The following is a 22,197-nucleotide window of genomic DNA, read 5'->3' as shown; positions in this document are numbered from 1 at the left end:
CAAAAAGCCCGCTATCGCTAGCGGGCTTTTCCTTTATGGATCATGTGGTTATGCGTAACTTCTCAACGATTCCGGAGGAGTGAACGCGTCCAGTTCATCCTCGACCGCCTCGATTATTCGTTCGACATCCGCAGCGTTCATCACGGTGGCGCAGGGAATGCCCGCGATCGCGATCAGGGTTTCGCCGCTGGCGCGGTCGAACAGACGGGCGATCATGCTGCCCGGTGCGTCCATCTTCGCCTCGAATCCCATGGGATGAAAATGCCAGCGCATCAGCTGGCAAGCATTGGGAAAGGTGACTTTGCTTGAGGCTCTATTCATGTGTTGCCCGCCTTCTTCATCGAGCGCTTCCGTTTGCTCAGGGTAGGTGGGAAGAGCCTTCATTGGCTCAACCGGTGGGTGCCATTAAAAGTAGCACCTGGATGTGAAAATCCTGTGAGAATTTTCAGGCCGTTTGGCGATTGCGCGGATTATTTTGATGTAAGTCACGAACCATACGGCTGCGGCCGACGAAGTGCCGCCGCGGTTCGGTCATTGCCCGGGCGTCTGAAGTTGGGCAAGCTCGGTGCTTTTGGCAGAGATCCTTATGCACGCCGACGACGACGGCCCGGAGCAGTCCCCGGCCACCCGCGAAACGGTCATGCGCTATCACCTGAGCTGGAAGCGCCGGGATCTGGACAGCGTGATGGCGCTCTACCATCCGGCCATCCAGTACAACGACTTTTTCCAGAACCGTGTGCTCGGCCTCGATGAACTGCGCGAGTACGTGCGGGTCAGCATGCCGCGCGAATCCGACGAAGCGCTGGAGCATTGCGACCGGATCCGCATCGACGGCAACACGGCGTTCATTCAGTACGAGGTGACGTTGCGCGGCGGCAGCGGCCTGGTGTCGTTCCGCTCCAGCGAAGCGATCACCGTCAAGGACGGCTTGATCTGGCGCGTCAACGAATACGCCTCGCTGGTGCGGGAAACGGCCGCTGCGGCCCAGGCGTCGAACCGGCGCCCGGCGGCGAGCCGCCTGGGGTTGTCGCCGCGCCAGTTGAGCTTCATGGCCGATGACCTGCAAAGCTATTTCCAGCGCCAGCAACCGTACCTCGACCCGGAACTGGACCTGCAGCGGGTGGCGAAGGAGTGCGGCTACAGCCGCAACCAGATTTCCTACTTGCTCAACCAGGTGCTGGGGCAAAGCTTCTATCGCTACGTCAATCAGGCCCGCCTGCAACATGTGTTGCGGGGCCTGGACACCGCCACGCCGCCGCTGCGCATCGATGAACGGGCCTTCGCTGCCGGCTTCAACTCGCTGTCGGCGTTCTACAGCTGCTTTCGCCAGCACACCGGGCAGTCGCCCAAGGCTTACGCCAAACAAATTTCTTTGCGGGCACGCGCGCAAGACAGCCCTTGAGTCCAGCCACTAGGATCGCCGCCATCGACCTTTTGATTGGCGGAGTCTTGCATGCCGGCGTGGCGCAACATCAGTTTATGGATGGACCAGCTCGACGAGCCGCTGACCGCGCGGCCGGCGCTGGAGCAGGACCTGGACGTCGACGTGGCGATCATCGGCGCCGGCTACACAGGGCTGTGGACGGCGTACTACCTCAAGCGGCTGGCGCCGGGCCTGGACATCGCCATCGTCGAGGCGCAGACCGCCGGGTTCGGCGCGTCCGGGCGCAACGGCGGCTGGCTGATGGGCAACCTGCTGGGCGAGGACCGCTTGCTGGCCGGGCTGTCTCCCCAAGAGCGCCGGGCGTCCTACGACCTGCTGCACAGCATTCCCGATGAAGTGGAAGTTGTTCTTGAGCGCGAAGGCATCGACTGCGATTACCGCAAGGGCGGTGTGCTGTACTGCGCCGCGCGTTACCCGGAACAGGCGGCGAGCCTGCGCCAGTACCTCGACAAGCTGCACGCCCAGGGCCTGAGCGACAACGACTACCGCTGGCTCGGCCCCGAGCAGTTGGCGCAGCAGCTGCGGATCGCCAAGCCGTACGGCGCGATCTTCGCCCCCCACGTGGCGACCCTTCACCCGGCCAAACTGGTGCGCGGCCTGGCCCGCGCCGTCCAGCGCATGGGCGTGACGATCTACGAGAACAGTCCGGTCACCCATTGGCAGGCCGGCAGCCTGCGCACCGACAAGGCCAGCGTGCGCAGCCGCTGGATCGTGCCGGCCGTCGAGGGCTATTCGGTGACGCTGCCGCCGCTGGGCCGCTATCAGTTGCCGGTGCAAAGCCTGATCGTCGCCACCGAACCGCTGTCGGCGGCGGTCTGGGACGAGATCGGCCTCAATGGCGGCCAGGCGTTCAGCGAGTTCAGCCGCCAAGTCACGTACGGCCAGCGCAGCGCCGACAACCGCCTGATCTTCGGGGCCCGGGGCGGCTACCGGTTCGCCGGCAGGCTGCGGCACGACTTCGACCTGACCCGCGATGAAGTGCAGCTGCGTCGCTATCTGTTCGGCGAGCTGTTCCCGCAACTGAAAAACGTGCAGATCACCCACGGCTGGGGCGGCAACCTCGGCATGTCCCGGCACTTCAAGCCGCACATGCTCTGCGATCGCGCCAACGGCATCGCCTTGTCCGGCGGCTACGGCGGCGAGGGCGTCGGCGCCAGCAACCTGGGCGGGCGCACCCTGGCCGACCTGATTTTGGAGCGCGACAGCGAGCTGGTGCGCCAGCCCTGGGTGCTGCCGGACGGCGGGATCCACGCGCTGCGCGCCTGGGAGCCGGAGCCGTGCCGGTGGCTGGGCTACAACGCGATCATCAAGAGCTTCGTCCATGAAGACCAGACCCTGGCCAACCCGGCGACCGCGCCCTGGCGGCGCAAGCTGGCCACCCGGGTGGCGGGCTTCATGGAAGGTTTCATGCACTGAACCCCAGCCTCAATCCCAAGACAGGTAGCCCCATGAGCATCACCCAATTCAAAAACACCGCCACGATGCCGCTGGATGAATCCAACCCGGTGGCCGTTCCCCTCGGCACGCCGGTGGCGGTCGCCTCGACCACCAGCGTCGAGCGCGACGACGGCGTCGAAACCGGCGTCTGGGCGTGCACGCCCGGCCGCTGGCGCCGGCAGATCACCGCCCAGGAGTTCTGCCATTTCATTTCCGGCCGCTGCACCTTCACCCCCGACGGCGGCGGCGAAACCCTGCACATCCAGGGCGGCGACGCCTTGATGCTGCCGGCGAACACGCTCGGCGTCTGGGACATCCAGGAGACTGTGCGCAAGACCTATGTCCTGATTTTCTGACTTTCCGATCTTTGATTGCCTGCCCGCTTCACGACAAAAAAGACAACAGCACCCACAGGTATCCCCATGATCCAGAAAACCCTCTCACTGGCGCCGCTGCTGCTGGTCGCCTCGCTCAGCCACGCGGCCGACACGGTCAAGGTCTACAACTGGTCCGACTACATTGCGCCGGACACCGCGAAGAACTTCGAGAAGGACACGGGCCTGGGCGTCACCTACGACGTCTACGACAGCAACGAAACCCTCGACGGCAAGCTGATGACCGGCAAGTCCGGCTACGACGTGGTGTTTCCCTCCAACCATTTCATGGCGCGGCAGATCCAGGGCGGGGCGCTGAAGAAGCTCGACAAGAGCCAGCTGCCGAACTGGAAGAACCTCAACCCGGTGCTGCTCAAGGCGCTGCAGACCAACGATCCGGGCAATGAGCACGGCTTCCCGTACCTGTGGGGCAGCACCGGCATCGGCTATAACGTGGCCAAGGTCAAGGCTGTGCTGGGCGAGGGTGCGCCGCTGGATTCCTGGGACCTGATCTTCAAGCCCGAGTACATGCAGAAGCTGCAGAAGTGCGGGGTGGCGATCCTCGACAACGGCCCGGAACTGCTGCCGGCGGCGCTCAACTACCTGGGCTTGCCGCACCACAGCAAGAACCCCGAGGACTACAAGAAGGCCGAAGCGCTGCTGATGAAGGTGCGGCCTTATGTCAGCTACTTCCATTCCTCCAAGTACACCAGCGACCTGGCCAACGGCGACATCTGCGTGGCGGTGGGCTTCTCCGGCGACATCCTGCAGGCGGAAAACCGCGCCAAAGAGGCGAAGAACGGCGTCGAGATCGGCTATTCGATCCCCAAGGAGGGCGCCGCCATCTGGTTCGACATGGTCGCGATGCCGGCCGACGCGCCTGACGAGAAGGCCGGCTACGCGTTCATGAACTACCTGCTGCGCCCGGACGTGATGGCCGGCATCAGCAACTACGTGCACTACGCCAACGGCAACGAACAGGCTGACGGTCTGATCGACCCGGCCATCAAGGGCGACACCAAGGTCTATCCGAGCCCCGAGATGATGGGCAAGCTGTTCGCGCTGGAGGCGATGCCCCTCAACATCGACCGGATCCGTACCCGCGTCTGGAACAAGATCCGCACCGGCAGCTGATCAATCCCCCCCAAAAAAAACGTAGGAGCGAGCCTGCTCGCGATGCGTGGATCCCTCGGCAGTCACGTTGAAGGATGCGCATCGCGGGCAGGCTCGCTCCTACTGTCGTTCAGGTGCCGGCCTACGCCCGGTTGCACTAATAAAGTGCAGGAAAGTGAGACGCCTTCGGCAAAAAACAATTAACCCCTATTTAATATTTAAATAAGAAATCGTCAGACAATTCGGCAAATTCACCAAAGTTCAAACAATTGTCCAACAGCACATGCTTTGTTTACGGGAGCTTTGCGGAAAAGTTCGTTTTGAGTTCGAAAAAACGCTAGACGTTCGATTTCAAATTGTGTCAGGTTGCGAATGCCTTCATTGGGCGAGTGATAGGACAATCTCGCCAGAGGTTGTCGCTATCTGACAAAAACTGTTCCATTGCTAAACAAGGAAGTGTGTTTATGTCGAAAGTAAAAGCTAACGCTATTGATACGGCCGAACAGGCATTCCAGCTGTCGGCGGCAAACCCCCTGGCGGCGTCCAGCACCGCCTGGAACCAGATCAATAGCTTCAGCCATCAGTACGATCGTGGCGGCAACCTCACGGTCAATGGCAAACCCTCCTATTCCGTCGACCAGGCCGCCGATTACATCCTGCGCGACGGGGCTGCCTACAAAGACTTGGACGGCAGCGGCAAGATCGAACTCACCTACACGTTCCTGACCTCGGCATCGTCCAGCACGATGTACAAGCACGGGATCAGCGGGTTCAGTCAGTTCAGCGCCCAACAGAAAGCCCAGGCCGTGCTCGCCATGCAATCCTGGGCCGACGTGGCCAACGTCACCTTCACCGAGAAAGCCTCGGGCGGTGATGGCCACATGACCTTCGGCAACTACAGCGGCGGCCAGGACGGCGCGGCGGCGTTCGCCTATCTGCCGGGCACCGGCGCCGGCTACGACGGCACTTCGTGGTACTTGATCAACAGCGGCTACCAGCAGAACAAGAACCCGGACCTGAACAACTACGGCCGTCAGACCCTGACCCACGAGATCGGTCACACCCTGGGCCTGGCCCACCCCGGCGACTACAACGCCGGCAACGGCAACCCGACCTACAATGACGCCCACTACGGTCAAGACACCCGTGGCTACAGCGTCATGAGCTACTGGAGCGAAAGCAACACCAGCCAGAACTTCAGCAAGGGTGGGGTGGAAGCCTATTCGTCCGGTCCGCTGATGGATGACATCGCCGCGATCCAGAAGCTGTACGGCGCCAACATGACTACCCGTACCGGCGACACCACCTACGGCTTCAACTCCAACGCCGGGCGCGATTTCCTCAGCGCCACGTCGTCGGCCGACAAGCTGGTGTTCTCGGTGTGGGACGCAGGCGGCAAGGACACCTTCGACTTCTCGGGCTTCACCCAGAACCAGAAGATCAACCTCAATGAAGCGTCGTTCTCCGACGTGGGCGGCCTGGTGGGCAACGTGTCCATCGCCAAGGGCGTCACCATCGAGAACGCCATCGGCGGTTCGGGCAACGACCTGCTGATCGGCAACAGTGTGTCCAACGAGCTCAAGGGCGGTGCCGGCAACGACATCCTCTACGGAGCCGGCGGCGCCGACAAGCTGTGGGGCGGGGCAGGTGCGGACATCTTCGTGTTCGGCGCCAGCACCGACTCCAAGCCGGGCGCGGCCGACCAGATCCTGGACTTCACCTCGGGCCTGGACAAGATCGACCTGACCGGCATCACCAAAGGCGCCGGCCTGCACTTCGTCAGCGCCTTCACCGGTGCGGCGGGTGACGCGATCCTGACCACCTCGGGCGGCAACAGCACCCTGCAAGTGGACTTCTCCGGGCACGGCGTAGCGGACTTCCTGGTCAGCACCGTCGGCGTCGCGGCTGTCACCGACATCGCAGCGTGATGTGAAGCGGGAAAGCGGCGCACGGTGCGCCGCTTTCTTCACTTGCATCGCCTCGCCCTGTGGGCAAGGCTACACGCCGGAGCGAAATGTCCCATGACCCGTAGCGCAATTTCCCGCAAGGCAGTGGCTTGGCTGTTGCCGACGCTGATGATGATTTCTGGAGAGACACCCATGGCAAGCAGCCTCAGACTCGAAGAACCTTCGACGTTCGCCGGCCCGTGGCAGGCGACCTTGAGCGACCGCAGCGACGCGCCGGATGCCCAGGCCCTGCAAGACAAGCCGTCGAACACCTGCGTCATCGAGCTTGAGCCGGACCAAACCCTGGGCAAAGGCGCCGACTGCCTGAGCGCCTGGCTGCAGGACAGCGCCATCGGCTGGTTTCCCGACCCCGACGGCCTGTCGATCACCGGCAAGGAAGGCTCAAGAATCCAGTTCTTCAGCCGACAACGTGATGGGCTTTATCTGAGCACTTTGAAGTCGGGCCTGGTGATCACGCTGGTGCGCGCCGCAGCGCAACCGTGACGGCCGTCCGAACGAACAGTTTGAATATAAATGACCTCGATGCAGTTATAAGCATTGCCTTGATAGCGACAACGCCGGTTAAACATCGCGAAAGTTGTTATTGAAGTGTAAGCGGATACTTGCAGAGTATCTCCCGGGCCATGCACGGGTTGTTTAATAAAGACTCGCCAAAGAATGGCGGGGAATATCATTCGGGAATTATCAATGAAGATGGCGAAGGCCCCAGCCACCGCACCGTTATTCAAGGCACTGGGTGACTACAAGGGCATTCTGATCAGCGTCGGTTGCTTTACCGCACTGATCAACGTGCTGATGCTGGTGCCCTCCATATATATGCTGCAGGTCTACGACCGGGTGCTGTCTTCGCAAAACGAAACCACCCTGGCGATGCTGTCGCTGATGGTGGTCGGTTTCTTCGCCTTCATCGGCCTGCTGGAGGTGGTGCGCAGCTTCATCGTGATCCGCATCGGCAGCCAGCTGGAGCGCCGCTTCAACCTGCGGGTCTACCAGGCCGCGTTCGAGCGCAACCTGTTCAAGGGCGAAGGCAACGCCGGTCAGTCGCTGAACGACCTGACCCATATCCGCCAATTCGTCACGGGGCCGGCGCTGTTCGCGTTCTTCGATGCGCCGTGGTTCCCGGTCTATCTGTTTGTGATCTACCTGTTCAATGTCTGGCTGGGCGTGCTCGCCACCGCCGGTGCGGTGCTGCTGATCGCCCTGGCGTGCCTGAACGAATACATGACCAAGAAGCCGTTGGGCGAGGCCTCCGGGTTTTCGCAGAAGTCCAGCCAACTGGCCACCAGCCATCTGCACAACGCCGAAACCATCCAGGCCATGGGCATGCTCGGCGCGCTGCGCAAGCGCTGGTTCCAGGTGCATTCGCGGTTCCTCGGCCTGCAGAACCAGGCCAGCGACACCGGGGCGGTCATCTCGTCCCTGAGCAAGACCCTGCGCCTGTGCCTGCAATCGCTGGTGCTGGGGCTGGGCGCCTTGCTGGTGATCAAGGGCGACATGACCGCCGGGATGATGATCGCCGGTTCGATCCTGATGGGCCGGGTGCTGAGCCCGATCGATCAGTTGATCGCCGTGTGGAAACAGTGGAGCGGGGCGAAGCTGGCGTACCGTCGCCTAGACTCGCTGCTGCAGGCGTTCCCGCCCAGCGATGACAACATGGCGCTGCCGGCGCCCAAGGGCCAGATCAGTTTCGAACAGGTCAGCGCCGGCCCGCCGGGCCAGCGGATGCCTACCTTGCACATGGTCAACTTCAGCCTCGCGGCCGGTGAAGTGCTGGGCGTGCTGGGGGCTTCGGGCTCCGGCAAATCGACCCTGGCGCGGGTGCTGGTCGGCGTCTGGCCGGCCCTGGGCGGCACCGTGCGCCTGGACGGCGCCGACATCCACCGCTGGAACCGCGACCAGCTCGGGCCGTACATCGGCTACCTGCCCCAGGACATCGAGCTGTTCAGCGGCACCGTGGCCGAAAACATCGCCCGCTTCAGCGACGCCGACCCGCAGAAGGTCGTGGCCGCCGCCCAGCAGGCCGGCGTGCACGAGATGATCCTGCGCCTGCCCAAAGGCTACGACACCCCGCTGGGCGAGGACGGCAGCGGCCTGTCCGGCGGCCAGAAGCAGCGCGTGGCCCTGGCCCGCGCCATGTACGGCACCCCGAGCCTGGTGGTGCTGGACGAGCCGAACTCCAACCTCGACACCGTCGGCGAGGCCGCGCTGGCCAGCGCCATCGCCCAGCTCAAGGCCCAGGGCACCAGCGTGATTCTGGTCACCCACCGTTCTTCGGTGCTGGCCCAGGCCGACAAGCTGCTGGTGCTCAACGACGGGCGCCTGCAGGCGTTCGGCCCGAGCCAGGACGTGCTGCGGGCGCTGTCCGGCAATCAGGAACAACCACGTGAGAAGACTGCGCAGGCACCGGCCGGGCTCAGCATGAGCCGGCAGTATCAGCCGACGACAAGGAATTCGGGTGTATGAGCAGTGCAAGCATGAACACAACCAACGAAGCGTCGCTGGAAAACGACTACACCCGCGAGCGTCCGGAGCGCGACGCGAAGTTCTTCGCCCGGATGGGCTGGATCCTCGCGCTGGCCGGCGCCGGCAGTTTCTTCACCTGGGCGGCCCTGGCGCCGCTGGACCAAGGCATTCCCGTGCAGGGCACCGTGGTGGTGTCGGGCAAGCGCAAGGCCGTGCAGTCGATGAGCGCCGGCGTGGTCAGCCGCATCCTGGTGCGTGAAGGCCAAAGCGTGAAGCAGGGCCAGCCGCTGTTCCGCCTCGACCAGACCCAGGTCGCCGCCGACGTGCAGTCGCTGCAGGCGCAGTACCGTATGGCGTGGGCCAGCCTGGCGCGCTGGCAGGCCGAGCGCGACAACCTCAAGCAGGTGACGTTCCCGGCCGAACTGAGCAACGATCCGGATCCGCGCCTGGCGCTGGTGCTCGAAGGCCAGCGTCAGCTGTTCAGCAGCCGCCGCGAGGCGTATTCCCGCGAGCAGGCCGCGCTGCGCGCCAGCATCGAAGGCGCCAGTGCGCAACTGGCCGGCATGCGCCGCGCCCGCACGGACCTCAACGCCCAGGCCGATTCGCTCCAACAGCAGTTGAGCAACCTGCAACCGCTGGCGGACAACGGCTACATCCCGCGCAACCGCGTACTCGAATACCAGCGTCAGCTGTCGCAAGTGCAGCAGCAACTGGCGGAGAACACCGGCGAAAGCGGGCGAGTGGAGCAGGGCATCCTCGAATCGCGCCTGAAACTGCAGCAGCACGGCGAGGAATACCAGAAAGAAGTGCGCAGCCAACTGGCCGACGCCCAGCTCAAGAGCGTCACCCTGTCCGAGCAGTTGACCTCCGCCGGCTTCGATTTGCAGCACAGCGAGATCCTGGCCACCTCCGACGGCGTGGCGGTCAACCTCGGCGTGCACACCGAAGGCGCCGTGGTGCGCCAGGGCGAGACCTTGCTTGAGATCGTTCCGCAAGGCACCAGCCTGGAAGTGGAAGGCCACTTGCCGATCAACCTGATCGACAAGGTCGGCACCCACTTGCCGGTGGACATCCTGTTCACCGCGTTCAACCAGAGCAAGACCCCACGGGTGCCGGGCGAGGTCAGCCTGATTTCCGCCGACCAGATGGTCGACGAGAAGACCGGCGCGCCCTATTACGTGATTCGCAGCAGCGTCAGCGACCAGGCCATGGAGAAACTCAACGGTCTGGTGATCAAGCCCGGCATGCCGGCGGAAATGTTCGTGCGCACCGGCGAGCGTTCACTCCTCAACTACCTGTTCAAACCGCTGCTCGATCGGGCCGGCTCCGCGTTGACCGAAGAATAAGGATGTTCGGCTGTATGAATAAGCTTTCCATGCTGGCGGCAGCGTTCGCGCTGCTCGCAGGCAACAGTGCGGTGGCGGCCGTGGGGCCGTTCGAGATCTACGAACAAGCGTTGCGCAACGACCCGGTGTTCCTCGGCGCGATCAAGGAGCGCGACGCCGGCCTTGAGAACCGCGCCATCGGCCGCGCGGGGCTGTTGCCCAAGCTCGGCTACACCTACAACAAGGGCCACAACGACTCCAAGGCCACTCAGCTCAACAGTCGCGGCAACATCACCGAAGACCGTAAGTACAACAGCTACGGCTCCAGCCTGACCCTGCAACAGCCGCTGCTTGACTACGAGGCCTACGCCGCCTACCGCAAGGGCGTGGCGCAGTCGCTGTTCGCCGACGAAAATTTTCGCGGCAAGAGCCAGGAGCTGTTGGTGCGGGTGCTGGACAACTACACCAAGGCCCTGTTCGCCCAGGATCAGATCGACATCGCGCAGGCCAAGAAAAAGGCCTACGAGCAGCAGTTCCAGCAGAACGAGCATCTGTTCAAGTCAGGCGAGGGCACCCGCACCGACATCCTGGAAGCTGAATCGCGCTACGAGCTGGCCACCGCCGAAGAGATCGAGGCGCGCGACGAACAGGACGCGGCGCTGCGGGAGCTCGGCGCCCTGACCGGCGTGCCGGCCATCGACATCGGCGACCTGGCGCCGCTGGACCAGAACTTCCAGACGTTCACCCTGCAACCGGCCAACTACGACACCTGGCACGAGCTGGCGATCAGCAACAACCCGAACCTGGCCTCACAGCGCCAGGCCGTGGAAGTCGCACGCTACGAAGTGGAGCGCAACCGCGCCGGGCACCTGCCCAAGGTCAGCGCCTACGCTTCGATGCGCCAGAACGAATCGGAAAGCGGCAACACCTACAACCAGCGCTACGAGACCAACACCATCGGTTTTGAAGTGAGCGTGCCGCTGTACGCCGGCGGCGGGGTCTCGGCCTCGACCCGTCAAGCCAGCCGCAACATGGAGCGGGCCGAATACGAACTGGACGGCAAGACCCGCGAAACCCTGATCGAGCTGCGCCGCCAGTTCAGCGCCTGTCTGTCCGGCGTGAGCAAGCTGCGCGCCTATCAGAAGGCGCTGGCGTCGGCCGAAGCGCTGGTGGTGTCGACCAAGCAGAGCATTCTCGGCGGCGAACGCACCAACCTGGACGCGCTGAACGCCGAACAACAACTGTTTACCACCCGCCGCGACCTGGCGCAGGCACGCTACGACTACCTGATGGCCTGGACCAAGCTGCACTACTACGCAGGCACCTTGAGCGAGCAGGATCTGGCCCGGGTGGACGAAGCCTTCGGACAAGGTCCCAAAGGCCGGATGAATTGATGGCGGCCTTCACCATAGGGGTAGGTGAAGGGATTGCAGCACTAAAACAACAATAGAAAAACGAGTGGTGAACATGGACGTACACTTCAAGCCGGCAGCGGTCGGCACCCTGTTGCTCGCGATTTCCGTGGCGCAGGCCCAGGCGCAGTACCTCGAAACCGGCAAGGCCGGCGATCCGGCCAGTTGGCGCAGCGCCGAGTTCCTGCGCGACTGGGGCCTGGGCCGCATGCAGGCCGACCAGGCGTATGCCGCCGGCATCACCGGCAAAGGCGTGAAGATCGGCGCCCTGGATTCGGGTTTCGATGCGCCCCATCCCGAGTTCTCCACGGACCGTTACCGCCCGGTGCTGGCCAACGGCAGCTACCTGGACGGCTCGCCGTTCAGCGTCAACGGCACGCTCAACCCCAACAACGACTCCCACGGCACCCACGTGGTCGGCACCATGGGCGCGGCCCGGGACGGCAACGGCATGCATGGGGTGGCGTACAACGCGCAGATCTACGTCGGCAACACCAACAAGAACGACAGCTTCCTGTTCGGCCCCAATCCCGACCCGCGCTACTTCAAGGCGGTGTACGACGCCCTGGCCGATGCCGGCGTGCGGGCGATCAACAACAGTTGGGGCAGCCAGCCGCCGGACGTCAGCTACCGCACCCTGGCCGACCTGCACGCGGCCTACGCCCAGCACTGGAACAAAGGCACTTGGCTCGATGCCGCCGCCGACGTGTCGCGGCGCGGCGTGATCAACGTGTTCAGCGCCGGCAACAGCGGTTACCCGAACGCCAGCGTGCGTTCGGCGCTGCCGTACTTCCAGCCGGACCTGGAAGGCCACTGGCTGGCGGTCTCGGGGCTGGACCAAGGCAACCAGCAAAAGTACAACCAGTGCGGCATCGCCAAGTACTGGTGCATCACCACGCCAGGGGCGAAGATCGACAGCACCATTCCTGACGGCGGCTATGCGGTCAAGTCCGGCACCTCGATGGCCGCCCCCCATGCCACGGGGGCGCTGGCGCTGGTGATGGAGCGCTACCCGTACATGACCAACCGCCAGGCGCTGGAGGTGCTGCTGACCACCGCCACGCAACTGGACGGCTCGGTCACCGAGGCGCCGACCACCCAGGTCGGCTGGGGCGTGGCGGATCTCGCCCGGGCGATGCGCGGGCCGGGCCAGTTGCTCGGGGCCTTCGACGCGAATCTTTCGCCAGGGCAGCGGGACGTGTGGAGCAACGACCTCTCCGACAAGGCGCTGATCCAGCGTCAGAACGAAGACCTCGCCGAACGCGCCGCCTGGCAGCAGACCCTGCAGAGCCGCGGCTGGCAGAGCGGCCTTCCGGCGGGCAGCAGCCAGCAGGACCAGACCGACTACGCGGTCGGCAGCCTTCGCGATGCCGCCGCGGCCGGTCGGGTGTATGAAGGCAGCCTGACCAAAAGCGGCGCAGGGCAACTGGTGCTCAGCGGCAACAACAGCTATCGCGGCGCGACCACGGTCAACGGCGGCCTGCTGACGGTCAACGGTTCGCTGACATCGGCGGTCACCGTCAACGACGGCGGCAGCCTCGGCGGTTCCGGACGGATCGGCGCACTGACCGCCAACCGGGGCGGGCGGGTGGCGCCGGGCAATTCCATCGGCACCTTGAACGTGGCCGGCGACGTGACCTTCGCACCCGGCTCGACCTATGCGGTGGAACTGTCGCCGACCGCCAGCGACCGCATCGTCGCCGGCGGCACAGCCTCGGTGAGCGGCGCCACCGTCAGCCTGTCGCTGGAGAACAGCCCGACGCTGCTCAGCACCGTCGAGGCGAAAAGCCTGCTGGGCCGTTCCTACGACATCCTGCAAGCGGCGGGCGGCATTCGGGGGCAGTTCGCGGCGGTGGTGCCGGATTACCTGTTCATCGGCGGCAACCTGAGCTACGCCGGCAACGGCATTCAGCTCGATGTGCAGCGCAACGCGACGTCCTTCGCCAGTGTCGGGCAAACCCCCAACCAGCGTGCCGTGGCCGGTGCCGCAGAAGCGCTGGGAGCGGGCAACGCCGTCTACGAAAGCCTGTTGCTGTCGGCGACGGCGGCTTCGGCGCAGCAGGCGTTCCAGCAACTGAGCGGGGAAATCCATGCGGCCCTGGGCTCGATGCTGATCAACGACAGCCGTCAGTTGCGCGATGCCGTCGGCGAGCGGCTGCGCGACCCGCAGGCTGCGCAAGGCAACGGCTGGGTCAAGGCCCTGGGCGCCTGGGGCACCACGGACTCGACGCACGACACCGCCGGCTACAGCACCTCGCTCGGCGGCCTGCTGGCGGGCGTCGACGGGGCCTTGGACGAGCAGACCCGCATCGGCCTGGTCACCGGCTACAGTGACAGCTCGTTGAGCATGGGCTCCGGCACGCACGCGTCGGCCAAGGTCGACAGCTATCACTTGGGCGTCTACGCCGGCCGCGAGATCGAGGCCTGGCGCCTGAGCGCGGGGGCCGCCTACAGCTGGCACCGCGCCGACGTGAAGCGCGATCTGCAGTACGGCGACCTCAGCGCCAAGCAAAAGGCCAAGGTCGATGCCGCCACCACACAGGTGTTCGGCGAAGCGGCGTACCGGCTGGACGTGCAGCCGTTGGCGCTGGAACCGTTCGCCCACCTGGCCTGGGTGCATCTGGACAGCGACGGGTTCAAAGAGAAGGGCGACGCCGCCGCGCTCAAGGGCGGCGATGACCGCCGCGACGCGGTGCTCGGCACCCTCGGCGTGCGGGCGGGCAAGACGTTCGCCCTGCCGGCCGGCCAGGCCCTGGACGTCAGCGGCAAGCTCGGCTGGCAGCACAGCCTCAGCGACATCGAGTCGGAACGGCACCTGCGTTTCGCCAGCGGCACTGCGCCGTACACGGTCGAGAGTTCGCCGCTGGTGCGCGACGCCGCCGTGGTGGGCGTGCAGGCCAGCCTGGCGCTGAGTCGCGATGTGCGGGTGAACCTGGATTACGCCGGCCAGTTGGCCAGCCGCGAGAAGAGCCATGGGGTGGGCCTGAGCCTGAACTGGCAGTTTTGAAGGTGGGGAGGGGGCTGCAGCCGCGCCTCTTTGACGGCGGCCATGCCGTCGGGCGGGCGCCAGATCCCTCGCCACAGGGTGTTCCTCGATGCGTTGAGGAAAAAGGATTTTGTGCAACATCACTAAGGAAGGTCGCTGGATGAAAAACAACAACACCCCCGCGCAATCGGGTGGACGCTTTCGCCTGAAAACCCTCAACGGCGCGCTGCTCTGCGCGCTCGCCACCTGGGGCAACGCCCAGGCGGCGCCCTACGTGGAGAACGGCCGGGCCGGGGACCCGGCCAGCTGGCGCAGCGCCGAGTTCCAGGCCGACTGGGGCCTGGGCGCCATCGGCGCGGACTATGCCTACGCCGCCGGGTACTCCGGCAAAGGCGTGAAACTGGGGATCTTCGACCAGCCGGTGTACGCCGCGCACCCGGAGTTCTCCGGCGCGAACAAGGTCGTCACCCTGGTGACCCGCGGCATCCGCGAATACACCGACCCCTACATTCCGGTCAAGGCAGGCGATGCGTTTGTCTATGACGGCTCGCCTTCGGTGGGCTCCAACGGCAAGCTCGGCGCCCACGGCACCCACGTCGGCGGCATCGCCGCCGGCAGCCGCGACGGTGGGGTGATGCACGGCGTGGCGTTCGGCGCGCAGATCATCAGTGCCGACAACGGCGACCCGGGCCCGGAAGACGGGATCGTGCGCGGCAACGACGGCGCCGTGTACAAGGCCGGCTGGGATGCCCTGATCGCCAGCGGTGCGCGGATCATCAACAACAGCTGGGGGATCGGCATCACCGACCGTTTCGACCTCGGCGGCCGCGACCCGGCGTATCCGCACTTCACCGTCAACGACGCGCAACTGCAGTTCAACGAGATCCGCCAGCTGATGGGCACCAAGCCCGGCGGCGCCTACGACGGCGCCATCGCGGCGGCGCGCAGCGGGATCGTGACGATCTTCGCCGCCGGCAACGACTACAACCTGAACAACCCCGACGCCATCGCCGGCCTCGGTTACTTCGTGCCGGACATCGCGCCCAACTGGATGACCGTCGCGGCCTTGCAGAAGAACCCGGATCAGGGCAGCCCGATTCCGTACACCCTCAGCACCTTTTCCTCGCGCTGCGGCTACACCGCGAGCTTCTGCGTGTCGGCCCCCGGCACCCGGATCTACAGCTCGATCATCGAAGGCACCAACGCCGACAACCTGACCACCGGCTACGCCAACTACAACGGTACGTCGATGGCCGCGCCCCATGCCGCCGGCTCCGTGGCGGTGCTGATGGAGCGCTTCCCGTACATGACCGGCGCGGAAGTCGCCAGCGTGCTGCGCACCACCGCGACCGACCTGGGCGCACCGGGCATCGACGCCCTGTACGGCTGGGGCATGATCAACCTGCGCAAGGCCATCGACGGCCCGGCGATGTTCGTCACCGCCCAGGACATCCCGGCGGAGTTCCGCGTCGACGGCGCCTACGGCAACGGCCAGTTCGTCGCTGACCTGCCGGGCATCGGCGCGGTGCTGGACGCCGGCAAACCGACCCAGCGGCTGTGCACCGACATCACCTGCGGGCTCGATGTGTGGCGCAACGACATTTCCGGCCACGGCGGCCTGACCAAGCAAGGCCTCGGCACCCTGGTGCTGGCCGGCGCCAACACCTACGCAGGCCCTACCCTGGTGAACCAGGGACGCCTGGCGATCAACGGCTCGCTGACCTCGGCGGTCACCGTCAACGACAGCGGCATCCTGGGCGGCAACGGCCGGATCGGTGCCCTGAGCGTGAAACGCGGCGGCACCGTGGCGCCGGGCAACTCCATCGGCACCTTGAACGTGGCCGGTGACGTGACCTTCGAGCCGGGCTCGACCTACGCGGTGGAAGTCTCGCCCACCAGCAGCGACCAGATCGTCGCCAGCGGCAAGGCGATCATCGACGGCGCCACGGTCAGCCTGTCCCTGGAGAACAGCCCGACCCTGCTGACCAGCGCCCAGGTCAAATCCCTGCTCGGCACCCGCTACGACATCCTGCAGGCGGCCGGCGGCATCGAAGGGCGCTTCGGCCAGGTGTTGCCGAACTATGCGTTCCTCGGCGGCATCCTCGACTACTCGACCGGCGGGATCGGGCTGACCGTCGCGCGCAACGGCGCATCGTTCGCCAGCGTCGGCGCGACCCCGAACCAGCGTGCCGTCGGCGCCGCCGCCGAAGCCCTCGGTGCGGGCAACGCCCTGTACGAAACCCTGCTGCTGTCGGCCACCCCGGCGGACGCGCAACAGGCCTTCCAGCAACTGACCGGCGAGATCCACCCGGCCATCGGCACGCTGCTGATCAACGACAGCCGCCACCTGCGCGATGCTGTGGGCGAACGTCTGCGCGAACGTGACATGTTCGACGCCGGCGCCCCCACCGATGACCGCAGCAACGCCTGGTTCAAAGTGCTCGGCGCCTGGGGCAAGAGCGACGGCGGGCACGACTACGCCGACTCCACCAGCTCCATCGGCGGGCTGCTGCTGGGTGTCGACGGTCTGGTCGCTGAAAATACCCGTCTGGGCTTCGTGACCGGTTACAGCGACAGCTCGCTGAGCATGGGCGAGGGCACGCACTCGTCGGCCAAGGTCGACAGCTACCACCTGGGCGCCTACCTGGGGCATCAGATGGACGCGTGGCGCCTGACCGTGGGCGGCGCTTACGGCTGGCACCGCATCGACGTCAAGCGTGATCTGGCGTTCGGCGACGTCAGCGGCAAGCAGAAGGTCAAGCGCGACGCCACCACCGCACAGCTGTTCACCGAAGCGGCCTACGACCTGGGCCTGAAACCGATGAACCTGGAGCCGTTCGTCAACCTGGCCTACGTGCACCTGAACAGCGACAGCTTCACCGAGAAGGGTGACGCGGCGGCGCTCAAGGGCGGCGAAGACAACCGCGACGCGGTGCTCTCGACCCTCGGCGTACGGGCCAAGCGCACATTTGCCCTGACCGACAAGCAGCAACTGGAACTGGGCGCGAGCCTGGGCTGGCAGCACAACCTGAGCGGCGTGGACTCGAAGGAGCACCTGGCCTTCGCCAACGGCAACAGCGCGTTCACCGTGCAGAGCGTGTCGATGGACCGCGATGCCGCCGTGGTCGGCGTGCGCGCCGGGCTGGCGGTGGGCAGCGCGGCCCGTGTGAGCCTGGATTACAACGGACTGATCGGCGAGCGGGAAAAGGACCACGGCGTGGGCCTGACCCTCGACTGGGCATTCTGAGACGCTGTTTTTTGATGGAAGAGAGAGTGCGACATGGGAGTGTTTGACTATAAGAATGCCGACGGCAAAGCGTTGTACAGCGATGCCATCGCATTGACGCTGTATGCCTACACGCCGACCGGCAAACCGCTACCGGCCACCGGCTGGGCGCCGGTCACCGCCAAGGCGTTGGGGTATCAGGGCAAGGTCGGCGCGCAGGGCACGTTCTTCGGCGAGAAGGACGGGTTCACCAGCGCCGAGGCCGAGGTGCTCGGCAAGTACGACGCCGCCGGCAAGCTGATCGGCATCGGCGTGGCCTTCCGGGGCACCGGCGGGCTGGGCTACAGCGACACCTTCGGCGACATGAAGAACAACCTGCTGGCGGCGATCGGTCCGGTGGACTACGCGACCAACTACGCCAAGAACGCCTTCGACAACCTGCTCAAGGCGGTGGCGGCGTTCGCCGCCGCCAACGGCATCGCGGCCAAGGACGTGCTGTTCAGCGGCCACAGCCTGGGCGGGTTGGGCGTCAACAGCGTGGCCGAGCTGAGCGCAAGCAACTGGGGCGGGTTCTTCAAGGACGCGAACTACATTTCGTTCGCCTCGCCGACCCAGAGCAGCACCGGCAACAACGTGCTGAACATCGGGTTCGAGAATGACCCGGTGTTCCGGGTGCTGGACGGCACCACGTTCAGCAGCGCCTCGCTGGGCAAGCACGACGCGCCGCACGACTCGACCACCGACAACATCGTCAACTTCAACGACCAGTACGCGTCCACCGCGCAGAACCTGGTGCCGTTCAGCATCCTCAATCCGCTGAACTGGTCGGCCCACGGCTCGCTGGGGTACGCCGACGGCCTGAACCGGGTGATCGGCTCATCGTTCTACAACCTCACTGGCAAGGACTCGACCATCATCGTCTCCAACCTGGAAGAGGCCTCCCGGGGCAAGACCTGGGTGGAGGACCTGGGCCGCAGCGGCGAGCCGCACACCGGCAGCACGTTCATCATCGGCACCGACAGCAACGACTGGCTCAAGGGCGGGGCGGGCAACGACTTCCTGGAAGGCCGCGCCGGCGACGACCGCTTCCGTGACGACGGCGGGTTCAACATCCTGCTCGGCGGCCAGGGCCACAACACCTTCGAGCTGCAGAAGCCGCTGCAGAACTTCAGCTTCGCCAACGACGGCGACGGCACGCTGTATGTGCGCGACGCCTACGGCGGCATCAGCCTGACCCGCGACATCGGGGCGCTGGTGAGCAAGGAGTCGGGCTCGTGGTGGGGCAGCAAGGAAATCACCTGGACCGTCACCGCCAAAGGCCTGAGCAACGGCAGCGAACTGACCCAGTACAACCATTCGCTCAGCGGCGACGGCTACGGAAATGCGTTGCACGCCACCGCCGACGGCGACTGGCTGTTCGGCCTGGGCGGTGACGACCGGCTGATCAGCGACAAGGGTCATGTGACCTTCGTCGGCGGCGCCGGCAACGACGTGATGACAGCGATGGGGGGCAACAACACCTTCCTGTTCAGCGGCGCGTTCGGCTTCGACACGATCAACGGCTACCAGGGCGGCGACAAACTGGTGTTCATGGGCGTTCAGGGCGCGGGGCAGGGCTACGACTACAAGCAGCATGCGTCGCAGTCCGGTGGCGATACCGTGCTGAAGATTGGCGACTATGCCGTGACTCTTGTTGGGGTTGGAGTCGGTAATCTGTCGGATTCGAGTTTCGTGTTCGCGTAAAAGGCATGTGGGAGCGGGTTCGCCCGCTTCCGCAGGCAGCAACTCTGTGGGAGCCAGCCTGCTGGCGATGGCGGCTGCAAGGCCGCCGCACCTCCCGCATGAGCGCAGTGCAAAACGTAGTGAAATGCTCCGGGGCGTCCCCGTGGGGCGCCTTGGTTGTGGGCTATCTCTGACAATTCCAAAAAAAGAGAGGCAACAGCAATGGGTGTGTATGACTACAAGAACTTCAGTACGGCGGAATCCAAGGCGCTGTTCAGCGATGCCATGGCCATTACGCTGTATTCCTACCATAACCTCGACAACGGCTTCGCCGTGGGTTACCAGCAGAACGGCTTCGGCATCGGCCTGCCGCTGACGCTGATCAAGGCGTTGGTCGGCGGCACCGACTCGCAAGGGGTGATTCCCGGCATCCCCTGGAACCCGGATTCGGAAAAGGCCGCGCTCGACGCGGTGAAGAAGGCCGGCTGGACCCCCATCACCGCCTCGCAGCTGGGCTACGACGGCAAGACCGACGCCCGCGGAACCTTCTTCGGCGAAAAGGCCGGCTACACCAGCGCCCAGGTGGAGATCCTCGGCAAATACGACGCCCAGGGCCACCTCACGGAAATCGGCATCGCCTTCCGCGGCACCAGCGGTCCCCGTGAAATTCTCCTGCGCGACTCCATCGGCGACGTGATCAACGACCTGATGGCGGCGTTCGGGCCCAAGGACTACGCGAAGAACTACGTCGGCAATGCGTTCAACGATCTGCTCGCCGATGTGGTGGCGTTCGCCAAGGCCAACGGCTTGACCGGCAAAGACGTGCTGGTCAGCGGCCACAGCCTGGGCGGGCTGGCGGTCAACAGCCTGGCGGACTTGAGCGGCGACAAGTGGGGCGGGTTCTTCAAGGACTCCAACTACATCGCCTACGCCTCGCCGACCCAGAGCAGTACCGACAAGGTGCTCAACATCGGCTACGAGAACGACCCGGTGTTCCGCGCGCTGGACGGCTCGTCCTTCACCGGCGCCACCCTGGGCGTGCACGATGCGCCGAAGGAATCGGCCACCGACAACATCGTCAGCTTCAACGACCACTACGCCTCCACCGCGTGGAACCTGCTGCCGTACTCCATCGCCAACATCCCGACCTGGATCTCGCACCTGCCCACCGCGTACGGCGACGGCATGAACCGGATCATGGAGTCGAAGTTCTACGACCTGACCAGCAAGGACTCGACGATCATCGTCGCCAACCTGTCGGATCCGGCGCGGGCCAACACCTGGGTGCAGGACCTGAACCGCAACGCCGAAACCCACAAGGGCAGCACCTTCATCATCGGCAGCGACGGCAATGACCTGATCCAGGGCGGCAGCGGCAACGACTACCTGGAAGGCCGCGCCGGCAACGACACGTTCCGCGACAGCGGCGGCTACAACATCCTGCTCGGCGGCGCGGGCAACAACACCCTCGACCTGCAGCAGTCGGTGAGCAAGTTCACCTTCGCCAACGACGGCGCCGGCAACCTGTACGTGCGCGACGCCAACGGCGGCATCAGCATCACCCGCGACATCGGCAGCATCGTCACCAAGGAGCCGGGGTTCCTCTGGGGCCTGTTCAAGGACGACGTCACCCACACCGTGACCGCCGACGGCCTGAAGGTGGGCAACAACGTCACGCAATACGCGTCGAGCGTGAAGGGCGGCGCCGGCGCCGATACGCTCAAGGCGGGCGCCGGCGGCAGTTGGCTGTTCGGCCAGGACGGCAACGACCACCTGATCGGCGGGGCGGGCAACGACGTGTTCGTCGGCGGCACCGGCAACGACCTGATGGAGTCGGGGGGCGGGGCGGATACGTTCCTGTTCAACGGCGCGTTCGGCCAGGACCGGGTGGTGGGCTTCACCGGCAACGACAAGCTGGTGTTCCTCGGCGTGCAGGGCGTGCTGCCCAACGAGGACTTCCGCGCCCATGCCACCGCAGTGGGGCAGGACACCGTGCTGAAGTTCGGCGCCGATACGGTGACGCTGGTGGGGGTGTCGCTGAGCGGCCTCAGCGCTGACAGCATCGTCATCGCCTGACCGCCGCAAACCCCGTGGCGAGGGAGTTTGCTCCGGCAGGGACGCGCAGCCACCCCTCTTGCTGGGGACGGCTTTGCAGTCCAGCGGGAGCAAGCGCCTTCGCCACAATGCATACAGAAAGTGACCTGCTGGCCAATTCCTGACTCAAACCCCTGCATCAACAGGAACGCGGCACTAAACCCTGCGCATGCGCAGTCGTCATTTAGATGCCGCCATTGAGTACAGGAGATTCAAACGTGAAACGTTTCAAGGGGTATGTCGTTGTTGCGGGCATGGCGCTGATGACGGCCCAGGCCTGGGCCGATCTGCCTCACAGCTCGATTCTGAGCCGTTACGGGGTCAGCACCGATGAGTTGCCGGCACCGGCCGAGACCGAGCCCGCCGAACCCGTCGAAGAGAAAAGCCGTTTTCAGCTCCAGCCGGAGCAGCCTTTGGTGACCGTGCGCCTGGGGGACGGCAAGCCGCCGCAAGAGCCCACCGGCAACCTCAGCATCGACAACATGGCCCGTCAGGACCTCGAACGCTGCCAGCGCATGCAGGCCGAAGTGGCCCGGCGCGGCGGTCAATACATCCGTTGCGACAACAGCCTTCCGGGGATGGCGCCGCCGTCGCCGTATTGAGGGCAATGCCCGGGAGCTGCCGCCCGGCAGCT

15 protein-coding genes are annotated in these 22,197 nt (G+C 65.1%); 14 read left to right on the top strand and 1 reads right to left on the bottom strand.

Going from position 1 to position 22,197, the window contains the following annotated elements; all coding sequences use genetic code 11:
* Positions 1 to 48: 48 nt before the first annotated feature.
* Positions 49 to 321, bottom strand: coding sequence for a DUF1652 domain-containing protein (locus CAG31_RS16935; RefSeq protein ID WP_085583289.1), 273 nt, complete (start codon positions 319 to 321; stop codon positions 49 to 51).
* A gap of 265 nt (positions 322 to 586) precedes the next feature.
* Here CAG31_RS16935 and CAG31_RS16930 point away from each other — a divergent pair, with 265 nt between their 5' ends.
* The 14 genes from CAG31_RS16930 to CAG31_RS16865 all read left to right on the top strand — a co-directional run bounded on the left by CAG31_RS16930 (position 587) and on the right by CAG31_RS16865 (position 22,165).
* Positions 587 to 1,402, top strand: a complete 816-nt coding sequence (locus tag CAG31_RS16930; RefSeq protein ID WP_085583151.1) for an AraC family transcriptional regulator — start codon at positions 587 to 589, stop codon at positions 1,400 to 1,402.
* A 51-nt stretch (positions 1,403 to 1,453) separates the two neighbouring features.
* A complete protein-coding gene (locus CAG31_RS16925; RefSeq protein WP_085583149.1) occupies positions 1,454 to 2,860 on the top strand; it encodes an FAD-binding oxidoreductase in 1,407 nt (468 codons plus the stop codon).
* Positions 2,861 to 2,892: 32 nt separating this feature from the next.
* Positions 2,893 to 3,237 (top strand): cupin domain-containing protein, encoded by a 345-nt coding sequence (locus CAG31_RS16920; protein ID WP_085583147.1) that lies wholly within the window; start codon positions 2,893 to 2,895, stop codon positions 3,235 to 3,237.
* 66 nt (positions 3,238 to 3,303) lie between these two features.
* Positions 3,304 to 4,389, top strand: a complete 1,086-nt coding sequence (locus CAG31_RS16915; RefSeq protein WP_085583145.1) for a polyamine ABC transporter substrate-binding protein — start codon at positions 3,304 to 3,306, stop codon at positions 4,387 to 4,389.
* A gap of 443 nt (positions 4,390 to 4,832) precedes the next feature.
* Positions 4,833 to 6,296 (top strand): serralysin family metalloprotease, encoded by a 1,464-nt coding sequence (locus tag CAG31_RS16910; protein ID WP_085583143.1) that lies wholly within the window; start codon positions 4,833 to 4,835, stop codon positions 6,294 to 6,296.
* A gap of 93 nt (positions 6,297 to 6,389) precedes the next feature.
* Positions 6,390 to 6,818: an AprI/Inh family metalloprotease inhibitor gene (locus CAG31_RS16905; protein WP_170930051.1), complete on the top strand. Its 429-nt coding sequence runs from the start codon at positions 6,390 to 6,392 to the stop codon at positions 6,816 to 6,818.
* A 204-nt stretch (positions 6,819 to 7,022) separates the two neighbouring features.
* Positions 7,023 to 8,798, top strand: a complete 1,776-nt coding sequence (locus CAG31_RS16900) for a type I secretion system permease/ATPase (protein ID WP_085583139.1) — start codon at positions 7,023 to 7,025, stop codon at positions 8,796 to 8,798.
* A complete protein-coding gene (locus CAG31_RS16895; protein ID WP_085583137.1) occupies positions 8,795 to 10,144 on the top strand; it encodes an HlyD family type I secretion periplasmic adaptor subunit in 1,350 nt (449 codons plus the stop codon). The genes CAG31_RS16900 and CAG31_RS16895 overlap by 4 nt, the downstream gene beginning before the upstream one ends.
* A gap of 14 nt (positions 10,145 to 10,158) precedes the next feature.
* Complete coding sequence (locus tag CAG31_RS16890) at positions 10,159 to 11,517, top strand: TolC family outer membrane protein (protein ID WP_256575549.1); 1,359 nt, start codon at positions 10,159 to 10,161, stop codon at positions 11,515 to 11,517.
* A 73-nt stretch (positions 11,518 to 11,590) separates the two neighbouring features.
* Positions 11,591 to 14,542, top strand: coding sequence for an autotransporter serine protease (locus CAG31_RS16885; protein ID WP_085583133.1), 2,952 nt, complete (start codon positions 11,591 to 11,593; stop codon positions 14,540 to 14,542).
* A gap of 139 nt (positions 14,543 to 14,681) precedes the next feature.
* Positions 14,682 to 17,768, top strand: a complete 3,087-nt coding sequence (locus CAG31_RS16880) for an autotransporter serine protease (protein ID WP_085583131.1) — start codon at positions 14,682 to 14,684, stop codon at positions 17,766 to 17,768.
* A gap of 33 nt (positions 17,769 to 17,801) precedes the next feature.
* Positions 17,802 to 19,490 carry a polyurethanase gene (locus tag CAG31_RS16875; RefSeq protein WP_085583129.1) on the top strand — a complete coding sequence of 563 codons (1,689 nt, stop codon included), beginning with the start codon at positions 17,802 to 17,804 and terminating at the stop codon, positions 19,488 to 19,490.
* A gap of 201 nt (positions 19,491 to 19,691) precedes the next feature.
* The gene (locus CAG31_RS16870; protein ID WP_085583127.1) at positions 19,692 to 21,545 is read left to right on the top strand and encodes a polyurethanase; all 1,854 of its coding nucleotides are present in this window, start codon (positions 19,692 to 19,694) and stop codon (positions 21,543 to 21,545) included.
* A gap of 236 nt (positions 21,546 to 21,781) precedes the next feature.
* Complete coding sequence (locus CAG31_RS16865) at positions 21,782 to 22,165, top strand: hypothetical protein (RefSeq protein WP_085583125.1); 384 nt, start codon at positions 21,782 to 21,784, stop codon at positions 22,163 to 22,165.
* Positions 22,166 to 22,197: the final 32 nt, after the last annotated feature.

It is taken from the genome of Pseudomonas sp. R25(2017), from assembly GCF_002112565.1.
In the GTDB taxonomy this organism is placed as follows: domain Bacteria; phylum Pseudomonadota; class Gammaproteobacteria; order Pseudomonadales; family Pseudomonadaceae; genus Aquipseudomonas; species Aquipseudomonas ekonensis.
The sequence above is the reverse complement of the archived record's forward strand: the minus strand, read 5'-3'. Positions and strand labels throughout refer to the sequence as shown.